This window comes from Actinomadura meridiana (assembly GCF_039537545.1).
Classification (GTDB): Bacteria; Actinomycetota; Actinomycetes; order Streptosporangiales; family Streptosporangiaceae; genus Spirillospora; species Spirillospora meridiana.
Genome location: NZ_BAABAS010000004.1, coordinates 1,035,553 through 1,055,110 on the forward strand (window position 1 = coordinate 1,035,553; position 19,558 = coordinate 1,055,110).

The window sequence follows — 19,558 nt, forward strand, 5'->3', positions numbered from 1 at the left end:
CGATCTCGACCGGCGGGTGGGCCGGGAGACCTTGGGGGACGGCTGGTAAGCCGGGTGACCCTAGGGGATGATGACCAGTTTTCCCGTGGCCTGGTCGTTCTCCATGTAGCGGTGGGCTTCGACGATGTCGTCCAGGGGGAAGACGCGGTCGATGTTGGGACGGTAGACGCCGGTCTCGACCTCGTTGATGACGCGCTGCAACACCGGGGTGCCCGCGCTGCCGTTGAAGGCGTCGCTGTGGAAGGACGTGAGCCTGGTCCCGGGCGGGATCATCGCGATCGGCTCGAAGTCACGGATCAGCCAGCCGCTGAGCGAGCCCGACACGCACACCGTCCCGCCGCGGCGGACCAGGCGCAGCGAGTCGACCGCCGTGTCCGCGCCGACGAGGTCCAGGACGTAGTCGGGGCCCTCGGGCCAGATCGCGTCCACCGCCGGTTTCAGGGGGCCGCCGTCGTCGATGAGGACGTGGGCGACGCCCGCGGCGGCCAGGGTGTCCGCCTTGGCCTGCCGCCGGGTCGTGGCCGCGATGTCCATGCCGTGGCCGGACGCGATCGACGCGGCCGCCATCCCGACCGACGAGGTGCCGCCGCGGATCAGCAGGCGTCCACCGGTGGCCGGGGCGACGCCCAGCGCGTCCAGTGAGCCCTGTGCGGTGAGGTACGTCTCGGGTAGGGCGGCGAGGACGTCCCACGGCAGCTTGGTGATGACCGGCTTCAGGAGCGCGTTGGGCAGCAGCGCGTACTCCGCGTAGCCGCCGTCGAACTCCCGGCCCATCTCCCCCATCACCGCCGCGACGGTCGTGCCGTCCGGCACCGCGGGGTCGGTCGAGTCAGCCACGACTCCCACGCATTCGATGCCGAGCACGCGCGGGAACGTCACGCTCGGGGAATGGCCCTGGCGCGTCCTCAGCTCGGAGCGGTTCAGGCCCGCCCCCTTCACCCGCACCAGGCTCCAGCCCTCCCGGACCTCCGGCACCGGCAGCTCGCGAATCTCCAGAGCCTCGGGGCCGCCCGCCCCGACACAGACCGCCGCCCGCATTGTCGTGCTCATCTCGCTCCATGGTGACGTCCGATGGGTTCCGCCCATGGTCAACCGCGAGCGGGTCATCCCCATTCCGGGCTCGGCCTTCCGTGCGGGGTCGTGGAAGCGAACCAGCACATCGACTACAAATCCGACCAACTTCGTTCTCTTTTTGCATTCATCGAGACCCCAATTTGCCCACGATCAACCTCCTCTATGAATAACTATTCATGACACGGAATAGCGACTGGCGTGCCCGTGCCACAGGGATGGCATCTCTACCCCGGCCGACGGTTGCTCTCCCAACGAAAAGGATGGAGTAATTCGTGAACTACGGAGACGAGCTTCGGCGCGAGGTCCTGTCGGATGGGACGACCCCGCTGGTCGGGGTCTTCGACATGTTCTCCGCATCGGTCGCCGCCAAGCACTTCGACGGACTCTTCGTATCCGGGTTCGGGTTCGCGGCGTCGTACTACGGCCTGCCCGACATCGGCTTCATCGCCTGGCCCGACATGGTGGGGTTCGTCCAGCGGCTCCGCCTCGCCTTTCCCGGACGGCACCTGCTGGTGGACATCGACGACGGTTACGTCGACCCCGAGGTCGCCTGCCACGTCGTCGAACAGCTGGAGATGATCGGCGCGTCCGGCGTGATCCTGGAGGACCAGCAGCGGCCCCGCCGGTGCGGACACGTCGACGGCAAGCGGATCCTGCCGCTGGACGAGTACCTGACCAAGCTCGACATGGTGCTGCGGACGCGCCGTGACCTCGTCGTGGTCGCGCGCACCGACGCGAGCGAGGAGGACGAGGTCCTCACCCGCGCCCGGGCCCTGGCCGAGACGGACGCGGACGTGATCCTGGTCGACGGCGTCCGCAGCATCGACCGGATTCGCCAGGTCCGCGAGGTGATCGGGGACAAGCCGCTGCTCTTCAACCAGATCGCGGGCGGAAAGTCGCCGCGCGTCTCGCTGCCGGAGCTGTCCGAACTCGGCGTGAAGGTCGCGATCTACAGCACCCCGTGCCTGTTCGCCGCGCAGACCGCCATGGAGGAGGCCGTGCTCGGGCTCAAGCGCGACGACGGGCGGCTGCCCGAGCACACGGAGGCGAGCGTCGGAGTCAAGGAGTCGCTCGCCCTGCTCGAACGCAACATCAGCCGCAACCACGCCAAGGCGGGACAGGAACTGGCCGATTCCCTCGCCTGACATTCAGCCGGCTAGCGACACGGCCCGTCGAAAGGAGCGGGGAAATGCAATGCGCATCATCTCCGCCACCCTGACGCGGGTGCACGTCGAGCCGTACATCGCGGCGATTCTCTGTACCGTGGGAATCGCCGCGATGTTCCCTGCCGACGGCGTTTTCGCCACTGTTCTCGACCATGCGGGAACGGCCGCGATCACCCTGCTCTTCTTCCTGTACGGTGCCCGGCTGCGCACCGCGGAGACGTTGCGCGGATTCGGGCACTGGCGGCTGCACGCGGCGATCCTGTCGGTCTCGTTCCTCGTCTTCCCGGCGCTGGCGCTCAGCTGCGCGCCGCTGGTGCCCGGCCTCCTCAGCGAACCCCTCTACCAGGGCGTCCTCTTCCTGGGCGTGCTCCCGTCCACCGTGCAGACGTCGATCACGCTCACGTCGATCGCCGGTGGGAACGAGGCGGGCGCGATCTGCGGCGCCTCGCTGTCCAACCTGCTCGGCGTCGTGCTCACCCCGTTGCTGGCGACGGCGCTGATCTCGGTCGGGAACGGCGGCTTCTCGCTCGACTCCGTCCGCGATATCGCCCTCCGGCTCCTGCTGCCCTTTCTGCTCGGGCAATGCGCGCAGCGGTGGATCGGCGATTTCGTCCGGGCCCGGCGCCGCGCCCTGTCCCGCTACGACCGCTCGGTCATCCTGCTGATGGTCTACACCGCCTTCAGTCATGGCGTCGTCACCCACGTCTGGGCGGGGTTCGCACCGGCGGAACTCTGCTTCCTGGCCCTGGTCATCGCGGCCCTGCTGGCCGTCTCGCTCACGGTCACGGCGCTCCTGTCACGGATCGGCGGCTTCTCCCGCGCCGACCGCGTCACGATGCTTTTCTGCGGTTCACAGAAAAGTCTGGCGAGTGGGCTGCCCATGGCGACCGTGCTTTTCGCGGGCGCGAGCGTCAGCACCATCGTGCTCCCCCTGATGCTCTACCACCAGTTCCAACTGCTGGTGTGCACGTGGCTCGCACAACGTTTCGCGGCGGCCCATGTCGGCGAGCCCGCTCCGGCCACCGCCTGACACCTTTCGCCAACCGGATCATCGGTCGGCTCAGGTGGAGTTTCCAGACTGGACGTCCGAGTTGTCGATGTCCATCACGACGGTTCCGCTGGTGTCGCTGTCGCCTATCTGGGCGTTCGCCTTTCCGGTGCCGCCGAGCACGACGTTGGAGTCGTCGTAGTTCACGATGTTCCGCTTGCCATGGAGTTCGGTGCCGAGATCGTCGTATCCGTCCGCTCCGATCGTGAGCGTGCTCTTGCCGGTGGCGTTCGACTCGCCCTCGTCGGACACGGTGCTGGTACTGGCGCTGGGGCCCTGCGCGTTCGTCCCGTCCCGCACTCCGGTCGAGCCGCCCTGCGCGCCGATCGGTGTCGCGGGTTGCGCGGCGGGTGTGTGCTCTGGCGGGACGGCGGCCTCCTCGGCGCCGTCGTCTGCGGCGCCGTCACCCTCGTCATCGTCGTCGTCCTCGTCGCCTTCGATGTGGTCGCCCGACCTGACCTTCGATCCCGAGACGTCGACGCTGTTCAGGCCGCTCGAATCGGTGTCACCGGTGTTCGCGTTGATCTGTCCGTTACGGTTGACGAACAGGTTGGAGTCGTCGTAGACGGCGATCTGGTCGTCGCCGGTGACCTTCACCGAGTGGTCCTCGTAGCCCGAGATGGACGTGCTCTGGCCGTCCCGCGAAACAGGGAACGGGAACCGGCTGTGGCCGCCGGGGCCCGGGGAGTCTGAGGGGGCGTTCCGGGTTCTGGCGGCGGGCTGCGGCTGGGACGTCCCGACACGGTTCGTCGACGCGCCGGACTCGAAGGCTGAATCCTTGTTGTCGATCCCCAGGGTTCCGCTTGAGGAGACGTCTCCGGTATTGGCGTTGAGGCGGGTGCCGTCAGCGACCGCCACCACCGAGCGGTCGGTGGCGATGGTGTTGTTGCTGCCGTAGACGTTCACCACCGTGACGTACACATTGGCTGCATTCCCGCCTGCGCGCTCTTGCGGAGAGGACGCGCCGGGCGCCGTCGCGGCATTCGCCGTGTTGCCGAGCAGGACCATGCCCGCCGCCACTATCCCGACCACTGACGCACGAAAAGTCATCGCTCCCCCTTCAAGGCGACGGGCAGGCGGCGTGAATTGCCGAACCTTGGGTTTATCCCGCACCTTGATCTACCTCGGCATCGTAACGAAACCCACCAGAGGAGCGATGCTGAAAAAGTCAATGATAGACCAATATCGCACCATATTCTTTAGGTGTTCGACAGCACCGTTTAATTGCGCCGAGGACCTCCCTTTTTCAGATTTTTCGCTCACGCCGGGAAGTACCGCGCGCCGCCTGGGCCGATCCCTCGGCCGAACCCGGCGAACCCGGTGTCTGGAGCCGCGTCCTCCGGAGGGTCCGGGCCCTGGGTGGGGGGCGGCGACTTCTCGGGGGGAGGCTCGCGAGGTAATATACTGACTGAACGGTCGGTTATTCGGAGGAGGGCCGATGGCTCCGCTGTCCAGCTACGTGTCCGGGTCCTGGCATGTCCCGCCGGACGAGGGGGCGCCGCTCGTCGACGCCGTCACAGGGGAGGAGATCGGGCGAATCTCCTCGGCGGGCGTCGACATGGGCGCGGCCCTGGCGTACGGCCGCCGGGTGGGCGGGCCCGCGCTGCGAGAGCTGACGTTCCACCAGCGTGCCGTCCTGCTGAAGCGGCTCGGCCTGCACCTGCTCGAACAGCGCGAGGAGCTGTACGCGCTGTCGGCGCGCACGGGCGCGACCCTCGGCGACTCCAAGTTCGACGTGGACGGCGGCATCGGCGCGGCACTGTCGTACGCGAGCAAGGCCAAGCGCGAACTGCCGAACGACACCGTGCTCGTGGACGGCGCCGTCGAGCCCCTCGGCAAGGGCGGCACGTTCGTCGGGCAGCACGTGTGCACACCGCTGCACGGGGTCGCCGTGCAGATCAACGCGTTCAACTTCCCGGTGTGGGGGCCGCTGGAGAAGTTCGCCCCCGCGTTCCTGGCGGGCGTGCCGACCCTGGTCAAGCCCGCCGGGCAGACCGCCTACCTGACGGCCCGGCTGGTCGAGCTGATCATCGCGTCCGGGATCCTGCCGGAGGGGACGCTCCAGCTCGTCTGCGGTGGCGTGGGCGACCTGTTCGACCATCTCACCGAGCAGGACCTGGTCGGGTTCACCGGGTCGGCGTCCACCGCGCGGCTGCTGCGCGCCCATCCGGTGGTGGTCGACCGGTCCGTCCGGTTCAACGCCGAGGCCGATTCGTTGAACTGCTCGATCCTGGGCCCGGACGCGACACCCGGCACGCAAGAGTTCGACCTGTTCGTCAAGCAGTTCGTCGCGGAGATGACGGTGAAGGCCGGGCAGAAGTGCACGGCGATCCGGCGCGCGCTGGTGCCCGCCGACCTGATGGACGACGTCGCCGACGCCGCGCGGGAGCGGCTCGCGCGGGTGACGGTCGGGAACCCGGCCGACCCGGACGTGCGGATGGGGGCGCTCGCCGGGCTCGGGCAGCGGGAGGAGGTCCGCCGCTCGCTGAAGGTGCTGATGGACGCGGGACGCATCGTGTTCGGCGACCCCGAGCGTGTCGACGTCGTCGGCGCGGACGCCGAGCGTGGCGCGTTCCTCTCACCGGTCCTGCTTCGCGTTGACGATTCCGGGCGCGCCGAGCCGCATGAGGTGGAGGCGTTCGGGCCGGCCAGCACCCTGATCCCGTACGAGGGCGCCGACCAGGCCGTGGCGCTCGCCGCTCGCGGACGCGGCAGCCTGGTCGGGTCGGTCGTCACCGCCGACCCCGGGTTCGCCCGGGACGTCGTGCTGGGCGTCGCGCCGTGGCATGGGCGGCTGCTGGTGCTGAACTCCGAGGACGCCAAGGAGTCGACCGGGCACGGGTCGCCGTTGCCCGCGCTCGTCCACGGCGGCCCTGGACGGGCGGGCGGCGGCGAGGAGATGGGCGGGATGCGAGGCGTCCTGCACCACATGCAACGCACCGCCGTGCAGGCCGGGCCGTCGATGCTGTCGGCCATCACGGGACAGTGGACGTCTGGCGCACCGCGTACCGAGACCGAAGTGCACCCGTTCCGCAAGCACCTGGAAGAAATCCGGGTGGGTGACACGGTCGTCGCCGGGCCGCGTACCGTGACGCTCGCCGATATCGAGCATTTCGCGGAGTTCACCGGTGACACGTTCTACGCGCACATGGACGAGGACGCGGCCAAGGCCAACCCGTTCTTCGGCGGACGTGTCGCGCACGGGTATCTGATCGTGTCATTCGCTGCCGGACTTTTCGTCGAGCCCACGCCGGGCCCCGTTCTGGCGAACTATGGGTTGGAGAACCTACGTTTCCTGGCTCCCCTGTTCCCCGGTGACGACGTCACCGTCGCGCTCACCGCCAAGCAGATCACGCCGCGCGAGGACGCCGACTACGGCGAGGTGCGCTGGGACACCGAGGTCACGAACCAGGAGGGCGTCACGGTGGCGAAGTACGACGTCCTGACGCTCGTCGCCAAGCGGGCGGAGAAGGAGTGAAATGACACCCCAGCATTTCGAGACACAGCAGCATTTCGAGCGGACGATCGACCGCGATCAGCGCGTCGAGCCCCGGGACTGGATGCCGGACGCCTACCGGGCGACGATGGTGCGGCAGATCGCGCAGCACGCCCACTCGGAGATCATCGGGATGCAGCCGGAGGGCGTGTGGATCACGCGGGCCCCGTCGCTGCGGCGCAAGGCGATCCTGCTGGCCAAGGTGCAGGACGAGGCGGGCCACGGCCTGTACCTGTACTCGGCGGCCGAGACCCTCGGCGCCGACCGGGGCGACATGACCGCCAAGCTGATCTCGGGACGGCAGAAGTACTCGTCCATCTTCAACTACCCGACGCTGACGTACGCCGACGTCGGGGTGATCGGCTGGCTGGTGGACGGCGCCGCGATCTGCAACCAGGTGCCGCTGTGCCGGAGCTCGTACGGGCCCTACGCGCGGGCGATGATCCGGATCTGCAAGGAGGAGTCGTTTCATCAGCGGCAGGGCTACGAACTGCTGATGACGCTGATGCGCGGCACGCGAGGACAGCGGGAGATGGTGCAGGACGCCGTCGACCGCTGGTGGTGGCCGTCGCTGATGATGTTCGGGCCGCCGGACACCGACTCCACGCACACCGCGCAGTCCATGGCCTGGAAGATCAAGCGGCACACCAACGACGAGCTGCGGCAGCGGTTCGTCGACATGACCGTCCCGCAGGCCGACGCGCTGGGCGTCACGTTGCCCGACCCCGACCTGCGGTGGAACGCCGACCGCGACCACCACGACTTCGGTGCGATCGACTGGTCGGAGCTGAAGCGGGTGATCAGCGGGGACGGGCCGTGCAACGCCGAACGGGTCGCGGCGCGGCGCGCCGCGCACGAGGAGGGCGCCTGGGTCCGCGACGCCGCCGTCGCGTACGCCGCGAAACACGCCGCGCGGCAGGCGGGGAGGGAGGCGTGATGGACGAGATCGACAGGGACTGGCCTCTGTACGAGGTGTTCGTCCGTGGCAAGCGCGGTCTGAACCATGTGCATGTCGGGTCGGTGCGCGCCGCCGACGACACGATGGCCCTGCACCATGCCCGCGACCTCTACACGAGGCGGAACGAGGGCGTGAGCATCTGGGTGGTGAAGGCGGCGGACATCACCGCGTCCAGCCCGGATGAGAAGGACCCGTTCTTCGCCCCCAGCGGCGACAAGATCTACCGTCACCCGACGTTCTACGACATTCCCGACAACGTCCCGCACATGTGAGGTCAGCATGCCGTTCGACAACGCGCTCGGGGCGATCATCGAGGACAACGACGAGGCCCGCTGGGCGTTCGGCACCGGGTTCCACGATCCGCTCTCCGGAATCGACACGTCCATCCCTGACGGCGTCGACCGCGACGCCCTGGCCGCCTACTGCCTGATGCTCGGCGACGACGCGCTGATCATGTCGCATCGGTTGCAGGAGTGGTGCACGCGCGCGCCGGAGCTGGAGGAGGAGGTCGCGCTCGCCAACATCGCGCTCGACCTGCTCGGCCAGGCGCGGCTGCTGCTGTCGCGCGCCGGTGCAGCCCAGCACGACCCGCCACACGAAGACGACCCCGCCCACGAAGGCGGCCCTGCCCACGAGGACGTCCCCGCCCACGAAGGCGGCCCTGCCCACGAAGACCATCTGGCCTACCTGCGGGACGCGCCGGACTTCCGCAACGTCACGCTCGTCGAGGCGGCGAACGGCGACTTCGCGCACTGTGTGGTGCGGCTGCTGGTGTTCGCGACATGGCGGCTGGCGCTGCTGGACCGGCTCACCGCGTCCCGCGACCCGGTGCTGGCCGCGATCGCCGCGAAGGGCGTGAAGGAGGTCACCTACCACCGCGACTACGCCGCGCTGTGGACGATCAGGCTGGGCGACGGCACCGACGAGTCGCACGACCGCGCGCAGCGTGCCCTCGACTCGCTCTGGCCGTACACGGGCGAACTGTTCGTCGTGCACGGCGTGGAACACGGGTTGGCCGCGGCGGAGGTGGGCGTCGATCCGTCCACCGCTCGCGTGGAGTTCGACATGGTGCTGGACGAGGTCCTGGCGCAGGCGACCCTGCGGCGTCCCGCCACCGTCTGGACGTCGGGTCCCACCGGCCGGGACGGGGCGCACTCCCCCGCGCTCATCGACCTGCTGACCGAGATGCAGAGCGTGGCCCGCGCCCACCCGGGGGCGACATGGTGAGCGCGCGCGCGGTCGCCGAGACGGTCACCGATCCGGAGCTGCCCATGCTCACCCTCGCCGACCTCGGCGTGCTGCGGGACGTCAGCGAGACGGCGGGGCACGTGGAGGTCACCATCACCCCCACCTACTCCGGGTGCCCGGCCCTGGACGCGATGCGCGACGACCTGCGGGCCCGCCTGGTCGAGGCCGGGTACGCCGACGTGCGGATCCGCACCGTCCTCGACCCGCCGTGGACCAGCGACTGGATCAGCCGGGCGGGCCGCCGCAAGCTTTCCACCGCCGGAGTGGCGCCGCCGGGCACGGTGCCGGGCCGCGCGACGGGCCCGATTCCGCTGACGCTCGGGCCGACGCGCGGTGTGCCCTGCCCGCGCTGCGGGTCGACCGACACGGTGGAGGTGTCCCGGTTCGGGGCCACCGCCTGCAAGTCGCTGCGTCGCTGCGCCGCCTGTCACGAGCCGTTCGAGCATTTCAAGGAGATCTGACCGTGCCCGGTTTCCACGCGCTGCGCGTCGCCGACGTCGAGCCGCTTTGCGACGACGCCGCCGCGGTCACCTTCGACGTGCCGCCGCCACTGGCCGACGATTACGACTTCCGTCCCGGCCAGTTCCTCACGCTGCGCCGCCTCGTCGACGGCCAGGAGGAGCGCCGGTCCTACTCGATCTGCGCGCCCGCCGGTGCGGCGCCGCGCATCGGGGTCCGGGAGATACCGGACGGACTGTTCTCGTCCTGGCTGGTCCACGAGGTGCGGCCGGGCGACGTCATCGAGGTTCTGCCGCCGTCGGGAACGTTCGTCCTGGACCCGATCAAGGACGCGCACCACGTGCTGATCGCCGCCGGGTCGGGGATCACGCCGGTGCTGTCGATCGCCGCGTCCGCGCTCGCGGAGCCCGGGGCGCGGGTCACGATCCTGTACGGCAACCGGAGCAGCGGGACGGTCATGTTCGCCGACGAGCTGGCCGACCTGAAGGACGCCCATCCCGACCGCGTCGAGCTGGTGCACGTCCTGTCCCAGGAGCCCCGGGAGGCCGACCTGTTCAGCGGCAGGCTGGACGCCGACCGGCTCCGCGTGCTGCTGCCGCGTCTGGTGCCCGTCACCGACGTCGACCACTGGTGGCTGTGCGGCCCCTTCGGGATGGTCACGGCGGCCCGGCGCGTGCTCGCGGGGTTCGACGTGCCGCGCGAGCGCGTCCACCAGGAGCTGTTCCACGTGGACGACGTGCCCCCCGAACCAAAACGTGTGCGGGACGTGCCGACGGGAGCGGTCGCGGACGTCACCATCGTCCTGGACGGCCGTTCCACCACGCTGACCCAGTCACGCGACTCGACGGTCCTTGAGGCGGCCCAACGCGTCCGGCCGGACCTGCCGTTCGCCTGCAAGGGCGGCGTGTGCGGGACGTGCCGCGCGAAGCTCGTCGACGGCGAGGTGGACATGCGCCGCAACTTCGCCCTCGAACCCGCCGAACTCGACGCCGGATACGTCCTCACCTGCCAGTCGCTCCCGGTGACCCCCCACCTGACCATCGACTACGACGCCTGACCCGCGACCTGCTCGTAGAAGGCGAGGGCCTCGCGGATGCGGGCGCGCAGCCACATGTGCGGTCGGTCGTTGTCGTAGCGCTGGTGCCAGGCCAGGACGATCGGGACGGACGGCAGCTCGAACGGCAGCGGCAGCGTGCGCAGCCCCAGCTTCACGAGGGTGGGGCGGCACATGTGCTCGGGCACCGCGACCATCAGTTCGCTCTGGGCCACCAGGTACAGCGCCGCCGTGCTCGTCGGGACGGACGCGACGACGCGCCGCCGCAGCCCCAGCTCGGCGAGGGACACGTCGATCGGGTCGGTGAGCCTGCCCCGCCGCGACACGATGAGGTGGTCGGCCTCGGCGAACCGGTCGGCGGTGAGGTCGGCGGCGGTTGCGCATGGATGGTCCGGGCCGACGGCGGCGACCAGCCGGTCACGGCCGATCGTCACATGGTTGATCTCCGGGACGTCCGGTTCGGTGGCGCCGATCTCCAGGTCGACGCGGCCGTGCCGCAGCTCGCCGGTGTCGCTGCTCGCCTCGGCGAGCAGCCTGATCGCGACGCCCGGCGCCTGCTCGCGGACGGTGGCGAGCAGCGCGGGCCCGATCGCGGTGGTGACCGCGTCGTGTCCCCGCACCGTGAAGGCGCGGTCGAGCGTCGCCAGGTCGAGGTCGTGCGCTGGGCGCAGCACCCCGCCCGCCCGCTGCACCAGGTCGTGGACCTCGCCGCGGATCTCCAGCGCGTACGGCGTCGGGATCATGGTGCGGCCCGCGCGGACGAGGATCTGGTCTCCGGTGACGCGGCGGATACGGCCGAGGGTGCGGCTCATGGCCGGTGCCGACAGGTTCAGCCGTTCGGCCGCGCCCGCCACGCTGTTGTGCTCCAGCAGCGCGTCGAGCGCGGTCAGCAGGTTCAGGTCCAAGTGCACCAGAGTAAATGTAGCCCTATCAAACATGCACTGGCCATAGCTTCTGGTCGCTCCTACTGTCGGTGACAAGCCGCCGTCGACAAGGAGCCAGGCATGGAGATCTGGGAAATGTCCGCCGCCGAGGTGGCGCGTCTGATCCGCACCAGGGCCGTCTCGTCGTTCGAGGTCACCCGGGCGGTGATCGACCGGATCGGGGACGTCAACCCGGCGGCGAACGCGCTGGTGGAGGTGCGCGAGGACGAGGCGCTCGACGCGGCGGCGAAGGCGGACGCGCGGCTGCGGCACGGCCGTCCCGCCGGTCCGCTGCACGGCGTCCCGGTGACCTTCAAGGTGAACACGAACGTGGCGGGCCTCCCGACGACCGAGGGCGTCGCCGCCTACGTCGGGCGCGTCGCGACCGAGACCGATCCGCAGGCGGCGAGCTGGCTGGCCGCCGGGGCGGTCCTCGTCGGCCGGACGAACTGCCCGCCGTTCGCCACCCGGTGGACCACGGAGGGCGACTTCTACGGCGCGACCGTCAACCCGTGGGACCCGGCGGTGACTCCGGGCGGGTCCAGCGGTGGGGCGGCAGCGGCCGTGGCGCTCGGGATGGGCGCGCTCGCGCAGGGCAGCGACATCGGCGGCTCGATCCGGTATCCGGCGGCGTGCTGCGGGGTCGCCGGTCTGCGGCCGACGCCCGGCCGCGTCCCGGCGTGGGCGGGGTCGCCGTCCCACGACCCGCCGATGGCGGTGCAGGCGTTCGTGGAGCAGGGGCCGCTCGCCCGGACGGTCGCCGACGTGCGGCTCGGGCTCCGGGCGATGGAGGCCTACGACGCCAGGGACCCCCGCGCGGTCGCGCTGACCGGCCGGATCCCCGCGTCCTCCGAACGCGCACGGGTCGCCGTCGTCACCGACCCGGGCGGGCCCGGTCTGCGGGGGTCGTCGACGGCGGAGGCCGTGGCGGCGACGCGGACGGCCGCGTCCTGGCTGGCCGACGCCGGATACCAGGTCGAGGAGGTCGAGCAGCCGCTGTTCGGCGAGGCCGCGCGGCTGTGGTGGCTGCTGGCCCTCACCGAGTTCGGGCTCGGCATGACGGCGGAGGTCGAACGGGTCGGCGACCCGGGCTTCCGCACGTTCTTCGACCTCATGTTCGCCGTGTACCGGGACGAGTTCGGCGACGTCGACCTCACCGGGTTCGCCGCCGGATGGGCCCGGCGCGGCATGCTCCGCAGGCAGCTGTCGGAGTTCGCGGACCGCTACCCCCTGATCCTCACGCCCGTGTCCGGCGAGGCGCCGTTCGCGATGGGCGCCGACGCCGAGTCGGTGGAGCGCACCGCCGAGCTGATGGGACGCCAGTGGCCGCTGATGTCCGTGCCCGTCCTCGGGTTCCCGGCGCTCGGGCTGCCCGCGACGGCGAAACCGGGCGCGGCGCCGATCGGCGTCCAGGTGATCGGACGGCCCTTCGCCGAGGACGCCGTGTTCACGGCCGCCGAGGTGATCGAGGCCCGCTCCGGGATCACCACCCCCGTCGACCCGTCCTCCCACGGAAAGAGCAGCGATGTCCTTGCACTCGGATGAGCGCGCCAACCCGTCCCTGACCGATGACCAGGCGCTCGTGGCGGGCGTCGCCGCCGCGGTGCGGGCGGCCGGGGCGCGCATGGCGCGACGGTTCGCCACCATGCCGCGCCTGGCCGGACGGGACGAGGTCGTCGCCGGGATCTACGCCAACGACGCCGCGTCGCTGGAGATCCTGAAACCGGCGCTGACCCGGCTGCGCCCCGGCGCGGGCTGGGTGGACGACGAGCTGGAGAGCGGCGTCCTGCCCGACGGTGAATGGTGGGTGACCGACCCGGTCGAGGGCAACATCAACCACGTTCACGGCATGACCGACTGGGGCGTCACGGCGACCCTGGTCCGCGACAACATTCCCGTCGTCACCGCCGTGCACCTGCCGCTCGCCGACGACACCTACACGGCCGTCCGGTCGGGTGGCGCGCTCCTCAACGGGACGCCGCTGCGCCCGTCCCCCAAGTCCGCGATCGACGGCGCGCTCGTCGGGACCGGGCAGGCCAAGCCCGGCGAGTCGGTGGAGACGTTCATCCGGATCGGCGCGTCGGTCACGGCGATGCTGAACGCGGCGATGGTGATCCGGGTGTCGGTGCCCGCGACCCTCCAGCTGATCCAGGTCGCGGCGGGCCGGATGGACGTGTTCTGGCAGTTCAGCCAGGTCCGCTCCGGCCTGCTCGCGGGCGCGCTGCTCGTCGCGGAGGCGGGCGGCGTCGTCACCGACACGCGCGGTCGGCCGTGGGGCCTGGACAGCGAGGACTTCCTCGCCGCCACCCCGCACCTGCACGCGGCGGCCGTCCAGACACTCTCGACGATCGCTTGAAAACCCGCGCTTGAAACCCGACTACGAAAGGGCTCCGGCCATGCGTAAGGTCCCGCTCGGTGCGTCCGGCATCGAGATCAGCGAGTTCGTCTTCGGCGCCGGTTCGATCGGCGGAATCGGCACGTCCACGAGCACCCGCGGGTTCGGCCTGGACGCCGCGCAGGGGTTCGAGCGGCTCGACGAGGCGTGGGAACTCGGCATCAACGTCATCGACACGTCCGACTCCTACGGCGGTGGCGAGAGCGAGAAGGTCGTGGGCCGGTGGCTGCACGACCGGCGGCCCGAGGGCGTGGTCGTCTCCACCAAGGTCGGCCTGATCAGCAGGCCGGACGGCTCCCGTGGCCGCGACCTGTCGGCCGGGCACATCCAGCGGCGGTTGGCGCGGAGCATCGAGCGGCTCGGGCATGTCGACCTGTTCCTGTCGCACGTCCAGGATCCGGACACCCCGATCGAGGAGACGCTTGAGGCGTTCTCCGCCGCGCAGGACTCCGGGTCGATCGGGTCGTACGGCGTCAGCAACGTCGACCTGGCGCAGCTGGAGACGATCCTCCGCACGGCCGACGAGCGGGGACTGCACCGGCCGATCGCCGTAGAGAACCGGCTGAACCTCCTCGACCGCACCGACGAGGCCGGGCTCCTCCCCCTCGTGCGGGCCGAGCGGCTCGGGTACACGCCGTTCTCGCCGCTCGCGGGCGGCGTGCTGTCGGAGCGGTACCTGGACGGGGCGCCGCCGGAGGCGGGCAGCCGCATCGCCGTCGCGGGCGACCTGTACTACAAGGGGTTCTACTCCCCCGAGAACCTGGAGAAGGTCGCCGCGCTCCGCGAGATCGCGCGGGAGCTGTCGCTGTCGGTGTCCGGGCTGGCCCTCGCGTGGCTGCGCGACCATCCGGCGGTCACCGCGCCGATCGTCGCGCCCCGCACGTCCGCGCAGTGGGACGCCGTCCGGGAGGCCCTGAAGGTCCGGCTGGACGACAAGGACCACGCCCGCGTCTCGGACATCTTCCAATGACGGTTCCGACGGCGGTTCCGATGACGGGGAGCGTGGACGAGCTCCGCGCCGTGCAGCTCGACCGGCTGCGCTGGACGGTGCGGCACGCCTACGAGAACGTCCCCCACTACCGCAAGGCTCTGGACGACGCCGGGACGCACCCGGACCACATCCGGGACCTCTCCGACCTGTCCGCGCTGCCGTTCACCACGAAGGACGACCTGCGCGCGAACTACCCGTACGGCATGTTCGCCGTCCCGTCCGACCAGGTGGCGCGCATCCACGCCTCCTCGGGCACCACCGGGCGGCCCACGATCGTCGGGTACACGCGCGACGACCTGGGCATGTGGGCGGACGTCGTCGCCCGCAGCATCCGCGCGGCGGGCGGACGGCCCGGCGACCGGCTGCACAACGCCTACGGCTACGGCCTGTTCACCGGCGGCCTCGGCCTGCACGCGGGTGCCGAACGGCTCGGCTGCACCGTGATCCCGGCGTCCGGCGGGATGACCGAACGGCAGGTCAGGCTGATCCAGGATCTGCGGCCGGACATCATCACGGTCACGCCGTCGTACCTGCTCGCGCTGGCCGAGGAGATGGAGCGGCAGGGCGTCGACCCGCGCTCGACGTCCCTGCGCGTCGCGATCTGCGGAGCCGAGCCGTGGACGGAGGAGCTGCGGCGGGAGGTCGAGGAACGCCTCGCCATCGACGCGGTCGACATCTACGGCCTGTCGGAGATCGTCGGCCCGGGGGTGGCGCAGGAGCACGCCGAGACCAAGGACGGCCCGCACCTGTGGGAGGACCATTTCTACCCCGAGATCGTCGACCCGGTGACCGGCGAGGTGCTGCCGGACGGCGAGCACGGCGAGCTGGTCCTCACGACGCTGACCAGGCAGGCGATACCGGTGCTGCGGTACCGCACCCGCGACCTGACCCGGCTGCTGCCGGGGACGGCCGGGCCGACCCGGCGGATCGCGCGGATCTCCGGCCGTACCGACGACATGATCATTCTGCGCGGGGTGAACCTGTTCCCCACCCAGATCGAGGAACTGCTGCTCGGCACGGCGGAACTGGCGCCGCACTTCCAGTGCGTGCTGACGCGGCGGGGCGCGCTCGACGGCCTGACGGTCCGGGTGGAACGGCGCGAGACCGTCGCCGCCCCGGCGGCGGACGAGGCGGCGCTCCAGGTCAGGGCGCGGATCAAGAACACGATCGGGGTCAGCGTCGACGTCGAGATCGTCGCGCCCGGCGGCATCGAGCGCTCCGCCGGGAAGGTGCGGCGCGTCGTCGACGAACGTCCACGGCGCTGAGGTTCGCGAGAGGAGGGGACAGTGAGCACGAAACCTGACCGGAACGGATCGGCACGGCCCCACACCGGCGTCGCCGTCGGGCTGCGCGGCGTCGGCAAGCGGTTCGACGGCGGCGTCGACGCGATCAAGGACCTCGACCTTTCCGTGGGCCCCGAGGAGTTCGTGTCGATCGTCGGGTCGAGCGGCTGCGGGAAGTCGACGCTGCTGCGCATCATCGCCGGGTTGACGCCGTGCACCGGCGGCTCGGTCGAGGTCCACGGGAAGACGGTCACGGCGCCCCGGCGGGACGTCGGCATGATGTTCCAGCGGCCCGCGCTGCTGGCGTGGAAGACGTCGCTGGAGAACGTCCTGCTGCCCGTCCGCGTGCACCGCAGGGTGAGCGACGACGACCTGCGCGAGGCCATGCGGCTGCTCGCCCTCTTCAACCTCGAAGGGTTCGAGCACCACTTCCCCGAGCAGCTGTCCGGCGGCATGCGGCAGCGGGTCGCGCTGGCCCGGCTGATGATGACGGGCGCCCGCGTCCGGCTGCTGGACGAGCCGTTCGGCGCGGTCGACGAGCTGACCAGGGAGCTCCTCAACCTCGAACTGCTGAAGATCCACGAGCGGACGGCGTCGGCCACGATCTTCATCACGCACAGCATCGCCGAGGCCGTCCTGCTGTCCGACCGGATCGTCGTGATGGCGCCCCGGCCCGGCACGGTCGCGGCAGAGGTGACGGTGTCGCTGCCCCGGCCCCGCTCCCCCGAGATGGCCTATACGACGCGGTTCCAGGAACTCGCCCGCGAGGTGCGCGACGGGCTCCACCTCCAGACCGAGGGGAGATGAGCGCGGTGACCCGTCAGCGGAAGACCGCGCGGACGTCGGGACGCGGCCGGATCGTCGCCCCGGCGGCCCTGTTCGCCGTCATCATCGTCGTCTGGGACCTGGCGAACACCCAGGGCTGGGTCAGCGACCTCATCCTGCCGCGCCCCTGGGACGTCGTCGTCGCGACCTACGACCTGTTCTCCACCGGGATCGTCTGGAAGCACTTCCTCGCCACCTTCTACGAGACGCTCGCGGGCTTCTCCGCCGCCGCGGTGCTCGGGATCGGCGCGGCCCTCGCTGCCGGATCGTCCCGGCCGGTCCGGCAGATGATCTACCCGTACGCGGTGACGTTGCAGGTGCTCCCGATGCTGTCGATCGCGCCGATCCTGATCTCCGCGTTCGGCTTCGGCTACACCTCGAAGATCGTCATCGCCGGGATGATCGCGTTCTTTCCGATCTTCGTGAACGCGCTGACGGGCCTGCTCGCCCCCGACCCCGACACCGAGGAGCTGTTCCGCTCGCTGCGCGTCGGCAAGAAGCGGACGTTCCTGAGCCTGCTGCTGCCCACCGCCGCGCCGATGATCTTCGCTGGGCTGCGGATCGGGCTGACGCTGGCGCTCGCGGGCGCGGTCGTCGCCGAGATCGTGTCCTCGCAGAAGGGGCTCGGCTTCCTCGTCCAGCGGTACAGCTCCCAGCTGAACCAGGACGACGCCTTCGCCGTGGTCCTCGTCCTCACCGCCATGGGCCTGCTCCTGTACGGCGCCATCGGCTTCGCGGACCGCACCGTCGTCTTCTGGCGGCACGCCTCCCGCCTGGCGGCCAAGACCAGGAGCCGCGAGAAGAGCGTCCAACGACGCCTCGCCAAGACCCAACGCCCTGAGAACACCCCCGCCTCACCGTCCCCGAACCCATCGGCCGCTGAGGAGCGGGTGCCATGAGAACAAGATCATCAAGACCCTTGACACGACTGGTCGCGGCCGCGCTGCTGGCGCCGCTGCTGGCCATGGGGGCGTCCGCGTGCGGCAGCGCGGGCAAGACGTCGGACGGCGCGGACGGCACGCTCAAGCTCGCCACCCCGGCGCCCAACTCGCTGTTCACCTTCAACGAGGTCCTCGCCGACAAGCTCGGGTTCTTCAAGGACCAGGGCATCACGGTGAAGCTCGCGCCGGTGACCGACAACATCCCGATCGCCGGGCTGGTGCAGGGCGGCAAGGCCGACATCGGCCTCGTCTCCGCCACCGACGCGATCTCGGCCGCGCTCAAGTCGGACGACCTGCGCATGGCCTACGACGAGCGGACCGGCGGCAACGGCTTCCTCATCGGGCTCGTCGTCCCGGAGAAGAGCCCCATCACCACGGTCAACGACCTCAAGGGCAAGAACATCGGCCTGGCCTCACCCGACCAGGACCGCGCCTACCTCACCGCCGCGCTGAAGAAGGCCGGCCTGAGCATCGACGACGTCAAGACGACGATGGTCGGGCCGGGCGGCGCGTCGGTCGCGCAGACGCTGGAGTCCGGCCGGATCGTCGCCTACGCCGGGACGCTCAACGACTTCTTCGCCTTCGACGAGGCGGGCCTGCCGGTCAGGGACATCACGCCAAAGGGCCTCGAAGCCATCCCGGTCGGCGGTTACGTCGTGCGGGCGGGCACGCTGAAGAAGAACGACGTGCTGGTGAGGTTCTTCCGGGCGCTCGCGATGGGCACGTACGTCGGCCTGCAACGCCCGAAGGCGGCGGAGGCCGCCACGCGGCAGGTCGCGCCGGAACAGTGGGAGGACGCCGACCAGTCCCGGGGACTGCTCGCCGCCCTGTCCAAGACCCTCACCCCGTTCGACGGACGGAACTTCGGCGAGATCAAGCCGGAACGCTGGAACAACGCGCAGAAACTCCTCCGCGAGTCCGGGGTGATCGACGGCTCGGTGAACCTCGACGAGTTCCTCGTCCCCGACCTCCTCCAGAAGATCAACGATTTCGACCATCAGGCGGCACTCGCCAAGGCCGACGCATGGCTGACCAAACAAGGGAGCACATCGTGACGAACATCGCCATCCTCGGGTCCGGACGTGTCGGCGGCGCGCTGGCCGCCGCGTTCGCCGCGGCCGGCCACGCGGTCACCCTCGGCAGCAGGGACGTCGCCGCCGCCTCGGCCGCCTGGGACGGCAAGCCGGTCGCGGTCGCGGAGCCCGCCGCCGCCATCGCGTCCGCCCAGGTCGTCGTGAACGCGACGCCCGGCGACAGCTCCGTCGTCCGGCTCGGTGCCCTGCGCGACGCCCTGGCCGGGAAGATCCTCGTGGACGTCGCCAACGCCACCGAACACGGGCCGGACGGGATGCCGGGCGGCCTGGTCTACCCCGGAAGCAGCCTTGCCGAGCACCTCCAGGAGGCCCTGCCGGACACCCGGGTCGTCAAGACGCTCAACACCATGGTCTTCACCGTCATGGTCGACCCGAACAGCCTCAAGTCGACCCCGACCGCGTTCCTGTCCGGCGACGACGCGGACGCGAAGGCGACGGTCCGGGAACTGCTGGGCGACCTCGGCTGGCCCGCCGACCAGGTCGAGGACCTCGGCGGCGTCGCCACCGCGCGGGCGCCGGAGGCGATCATGCTGATCGTGCCGTCGATCTTCCGCAACCACGGGATGATCCCGTTCGCCCTGACCGTCGCCCGCTGAGGCCGGA

Annotated in this window: 19 protein-coding genes; 16 read left to right on the plus strand and 3 right to left on the minus strand. The window is 70.6% G+C overall.

The genetic code is table 11. The features are described 5' to 3' along the window. Positions 1-60: 60 nt before the first annotated feature. Entirely contained in the window at positions 61-1,050 is a 990-nt protein-coding gene (locus tag ABD808_RS08950) for a zinc-binding dehydrogenase (protein WP_344892664.1), read from the minus strand. A 296-nt stretch (positions 1,051-1,346) separates the two neighbouring features. On the opposite strand from ABD808_RS08950, the gene ABD808_RS08955 reads away from it, so the two are divergent. Both ABD808_RS08955 and ABD808_RS08960 read left to right on the plus strand, forming a co-directional pair. Further along, a complete protein-coding gene (locus tag ABD808_RS08955; protein WP_344892667.1) occupies positions 1,347-2,219 on the plus strand; it encodes an isocitrate lyase/PEP mutase family protein in 873 nt (290 codons plus the stop codon). Between the two features lie 49 nt (positions 2,220-2,268). Beyond that, positions 2,269-3,270, plus strand: coding sequence for a bile acid:sodium symporter family protein (locus ABD808_RS08960; RefSeq protein WP_344892670.1), 1,002 nt, complete (start codon positions 2,269-2,271; stop codon positions 3,268-3,270). Positions 3,271-3,300: 30 nt separating this feature from the next. Here ABD808_RS08960 and ABD808_RS08965 read toward each other — a convergent pair whose 3' ends face one another. After that, positions 3,301-4,338, minus strand: coding sequence for a hypothetical protein (locus ABD808_RS08965; protein WP_344892673.1), 1,038 nt, complete (start codon positions 4,336-4,338; stop codon positions 3,301-3,303). A 388-nt stretch (positions 4,339-4,726) separates the two neighbouring features. Here ABD808_RS08965 and paaZ point away from each other — a divergent pair, with 388 nt between their 5' ends. Genes paaZ through paaE form a run of 6 tightly spaced genes read left to right on the plus strand, consistent with a single transcriptional unit; the run spans position 4,727 to position 10,506 of the window. Beyond that, positions 4,727-6,766: a phenylacetic acid degradation bifunctional protein PaaZ gene (gene paaZ, locus ABD808_RS08970; protein WP_344892676.1), complete on the plus strand. Its 2,040-nt coding sequence runs from the start codon at positions 4,727-4,729 to the stop codon at positions 6,764-6,766. 1 nt (position 6,767) lies between these two features. After that, positions 6,768-7,721: a 1,2-phenylacetyl-CoA epoxidase subunit PaaA gene (gene paaA / locus ABD808_RS08975; protein WP_344892679.1), complete on the plus strand. Its 954-nt coding sequence runs from the start codon at positions 6,768-6,770 to the stop codon at positions 7,719-7,721. After that, positions 7,721-8,014, plus strand: a complete 294-nt coding sequence (gene paaB, locus ABD808_RS08980) for a 1,2-phenylacetyl-CoA epoxidase subunit PaaB (protein WP_344892682.1) — start codon at positions 7,721-7,723, stop codon at positions 8,012-8,014. Before paaA ends, paaB begins: the two co-directional genes overlap by 1 nt. A 7-nt stretch (positions 8,015-8,021) precedes the next feature. Further along, positions 8,022-8,969 carry a 1,2-phenylacetyl-CoA epoxidase subunit PaaC gene (gene paaC, locus ABD808_RS08985; protein ID WP_344892685.1) on the plus strand — a complete coding sequence of 316 codons (948 nt, stop codon included), beginning with the start codon at positions 8,022-8,024 and terminating at the stop codon, positions 8,967-8,969. Further along, entirely contained in the window at positions 8,963-9,451 is a 489-nt protein-coding gene (paaD, locus tag ABD808_RS08990; RefSeq protein WP_344892688.1) for a 1,2-phenylacetyl-CoA epoxidase subunit PaaD, read from the plus strand. Before paaC ends, paaD begins: the two co-directional genes overlap by 7 nt. Before the next feature lie 2 nt (positions 9,452-9,453). Continuing rightward, positions 9,454-10,506 (plus strand): 1,2-phenylacetyl-CoA epoxidase subunit PaaE, encoded by a 1,053-nt coding sequence (gene paaE / locus ABD808_RS08995; protein WP_344892691.1) that lies wholly within the window; start codon positions 9,454-9,456, stop codon positions 10,504-10,506. Here the strand turns inward: paaE and ABD808_RS09000 are convergent. Further along, entirely contained in the window at positions 10,494-11,414 is a 921-nt protein-coding gene (locus ABD808_RS09000) for a LysR family transcriptional regulator (protein ID WP_344892694.1), read from the minus strand. The two genes, paaE and ABD808_RS09000, sit on opposite strands and share 13 nt — an antisense overlap. A 93-nt stretch (positions 11,415-11,507) precedes the next feature. Between ABD808_RS09000 and ABD808_RS09005 the strand changes: the two genes are divergently transcribed. Genes ABD808_RS09005 through ABD808_RS09040 form a run of 8 tightly spaced genes read left to right on the plus strand, consistent with a single transcriptional unit; the run spans position 11,508 to position 19,551 of the window. Continuing rightward, complete coding sequence (locus tag ABD808_RS09005) at positions 11,508-12,971, plus strand: amidase (RefSeq protein WP_344892696.1); 1,464 nt, start codon at positions 11,508-11,510, stop codon at positions 12,969-12,971. Then, positions 12,952-13,782 (plus strand): inositol monophosphatase family protein, encoded by an 831-nt coding sequence (locus tag ABD808_RS09010; RefSeq protein WP_344892698.1) that lies wholly within the window; start codon positions 12,952-12,954, stop codon positions 13,780-13,782. Before ABD808_RS09005 ends, ABD808_RS09010 begins: the two co-directional genes overlap by 20 nt. Before the next feature lie 40 nt (positions 13,783-13,822). Continuing rightward, positions 13,823-14,791 (plus strand): aldo/keto reductase, encoded by a 969-nt coding sequence (locus ABD808_RS09015; RefSeq protein WP_344892702.1) that lies wholly within the window; start codon positions 13,823-13,825, stop codon positions 14,789-14,791. Positions 14,792-14,811: 20 nt separating this feature from the next. Next, the gene (gene paaK, locus ABD808_RS09020; RefSeq protein ID WP_344892705.1) at positions 14,812-16,077 is read left to right on the plus strand and encodes a phenylacetate--CoA ligase PaaK; all 1,266 of its coding nucleotides are present in this window, start codon (positions 14,812-14,814) and stop codon (positions 16,075-16,077) included. 21 nt (positions 16,078-16,098) lie between these two features. Further along, positions 16,099-16,902 (plus strand): ABC transporter ATP-binding protein, encoded by an 804-nt coding sequence (locus ABD808_RS09025; RefSeq protein WP_344892708.1) that lies wholly within the window; start codon positions 16,099-16,101, stop codon positions 16,900-16,902. A 5-nt stretch (positions 16,903-16,907) separates the two neighbouring features. Further along, positions 16,908-17,819, plus strand: a complete 912-nt coding sequence (locus tag ABD808_RS09030) for an ABC transporter permease (RefSeq protein ID WP_344892711.1) — start codon at positions 16,908-16,910, stop codon at positions 17,817-17,819. Positions 17,820-17,839: 20 nt separating this feature from the next. Next, positions 17,840-18,916, plus strand: coding sequence for an ABC transporter substrate-binding protein (locus ABD808_RS09035; RefSeq protein WP_344892714.1), 1,077 nt, complete (start codon positions 17,840-17,842; stop codon positions 18,914-18,916). After that, positions 18,913-19,551: an NADPH-dependent F420 reductase gene (locus ABD808_RS09040; RefSeq protein WP_344892717.1), complete on the plus strand. Its 639-nt coding sequence runs from the start codon at positions 18,913-18,915 to the stop codon at positions 19,549-19,551. The genes ABD808_RS09035 and ABD808_RS09040 overlap by 4 nt, the downstream gene beginning before the upstream one ends. Positions 19,552-19,558: the final 7 nt, after the last annotated feature.

Excerpts from the sequence above, each read along its gene's own strand:
- ABD808_RS09005 (WP_344892696.1), top strand. The coding sequence starts at position 11,508 with ATGGAGATCTGGGAAATGTCCGCCGCCGAGGTGGCGCGTCTGATCCGC.
- ABD808_RS08950 (WP_344892664.1), bottom strand. The coding sequence starts at position 1,050 with ATGAGCACGACAATGCGGGCGGCGGTCTGTGTCGGGGCGGGCGGCCCC.
- paaK (WP_344892705.1), top strand. The coding sequence starts at position 14,812 with ATGACGGGGAGCGTGGACGAGCTCCGCGCCGTGCAGCTCGACCGGCTG.
- paaD (WP_344892688.1), top strand. The coding sequence starts at position 8,963 with ATGGTGAGCGCGCGCGCGGTCGCCGAGACGGTCACCGATCCGGAGCTG.
- ABD808_RS08960 (WP_344892670.1), top strand. The coding sequence starts at position 2,269 with ATGCGCATCATCTCCGCCACCCTGACGCGGGTGCACGTCGAGCCGTAC.
- paaA (WP_344892679.1), top strand. The coding sequence starts at position 6,768 with ATGACACCCCAGCATTTCGAGACACAGCAGCATTTCGAGCGGACGATC.
- paaZ (WP_344892676.1), top strand. The coding sequence starts at position 4,727 with ATGGCTCCGCTGTCCAGCTACGTGTCCGGGTCCTGGCATGTCCCGCCG.
- ABD808_RS08965 (WP_344892673.1), bottom strand. The coding sequence starts at position 4,338 with ATGACTTTTCGTGCGTCAGTGGTCGGGATAGTGGCGGCGGGCATGGTC.
- ABD808_RS09010 (WP_344892698.1), top strand. The coding sequence starts at position 12,952 with ATGTCCTTGCACTCGGATGAGCGCGCCAACCCGTCCCTGACCGATGAC.
- ABD808_RS09015 (WP_344892702.1), top strand. The coding sequence starts at position 13,823 with ATGCGTAAGGTCCCGCTCGGTGCGTCCGGCATCGAGATCAGCGAGTTC.
- paaB (WP_344892682.1), top strand. The coding sequence starts at position 7,721 with ATGGACGAGATCGACAGGGACTGGCCTCTGTACGAGGTGTTCGTCCGT.
- paaC (WP_344892685.1), top strand. The coding sequence starts at position 8,022 with ATGCCGTTCGACAACGCGCTCGGGGCGATCATCGAGGACAACGACGAG.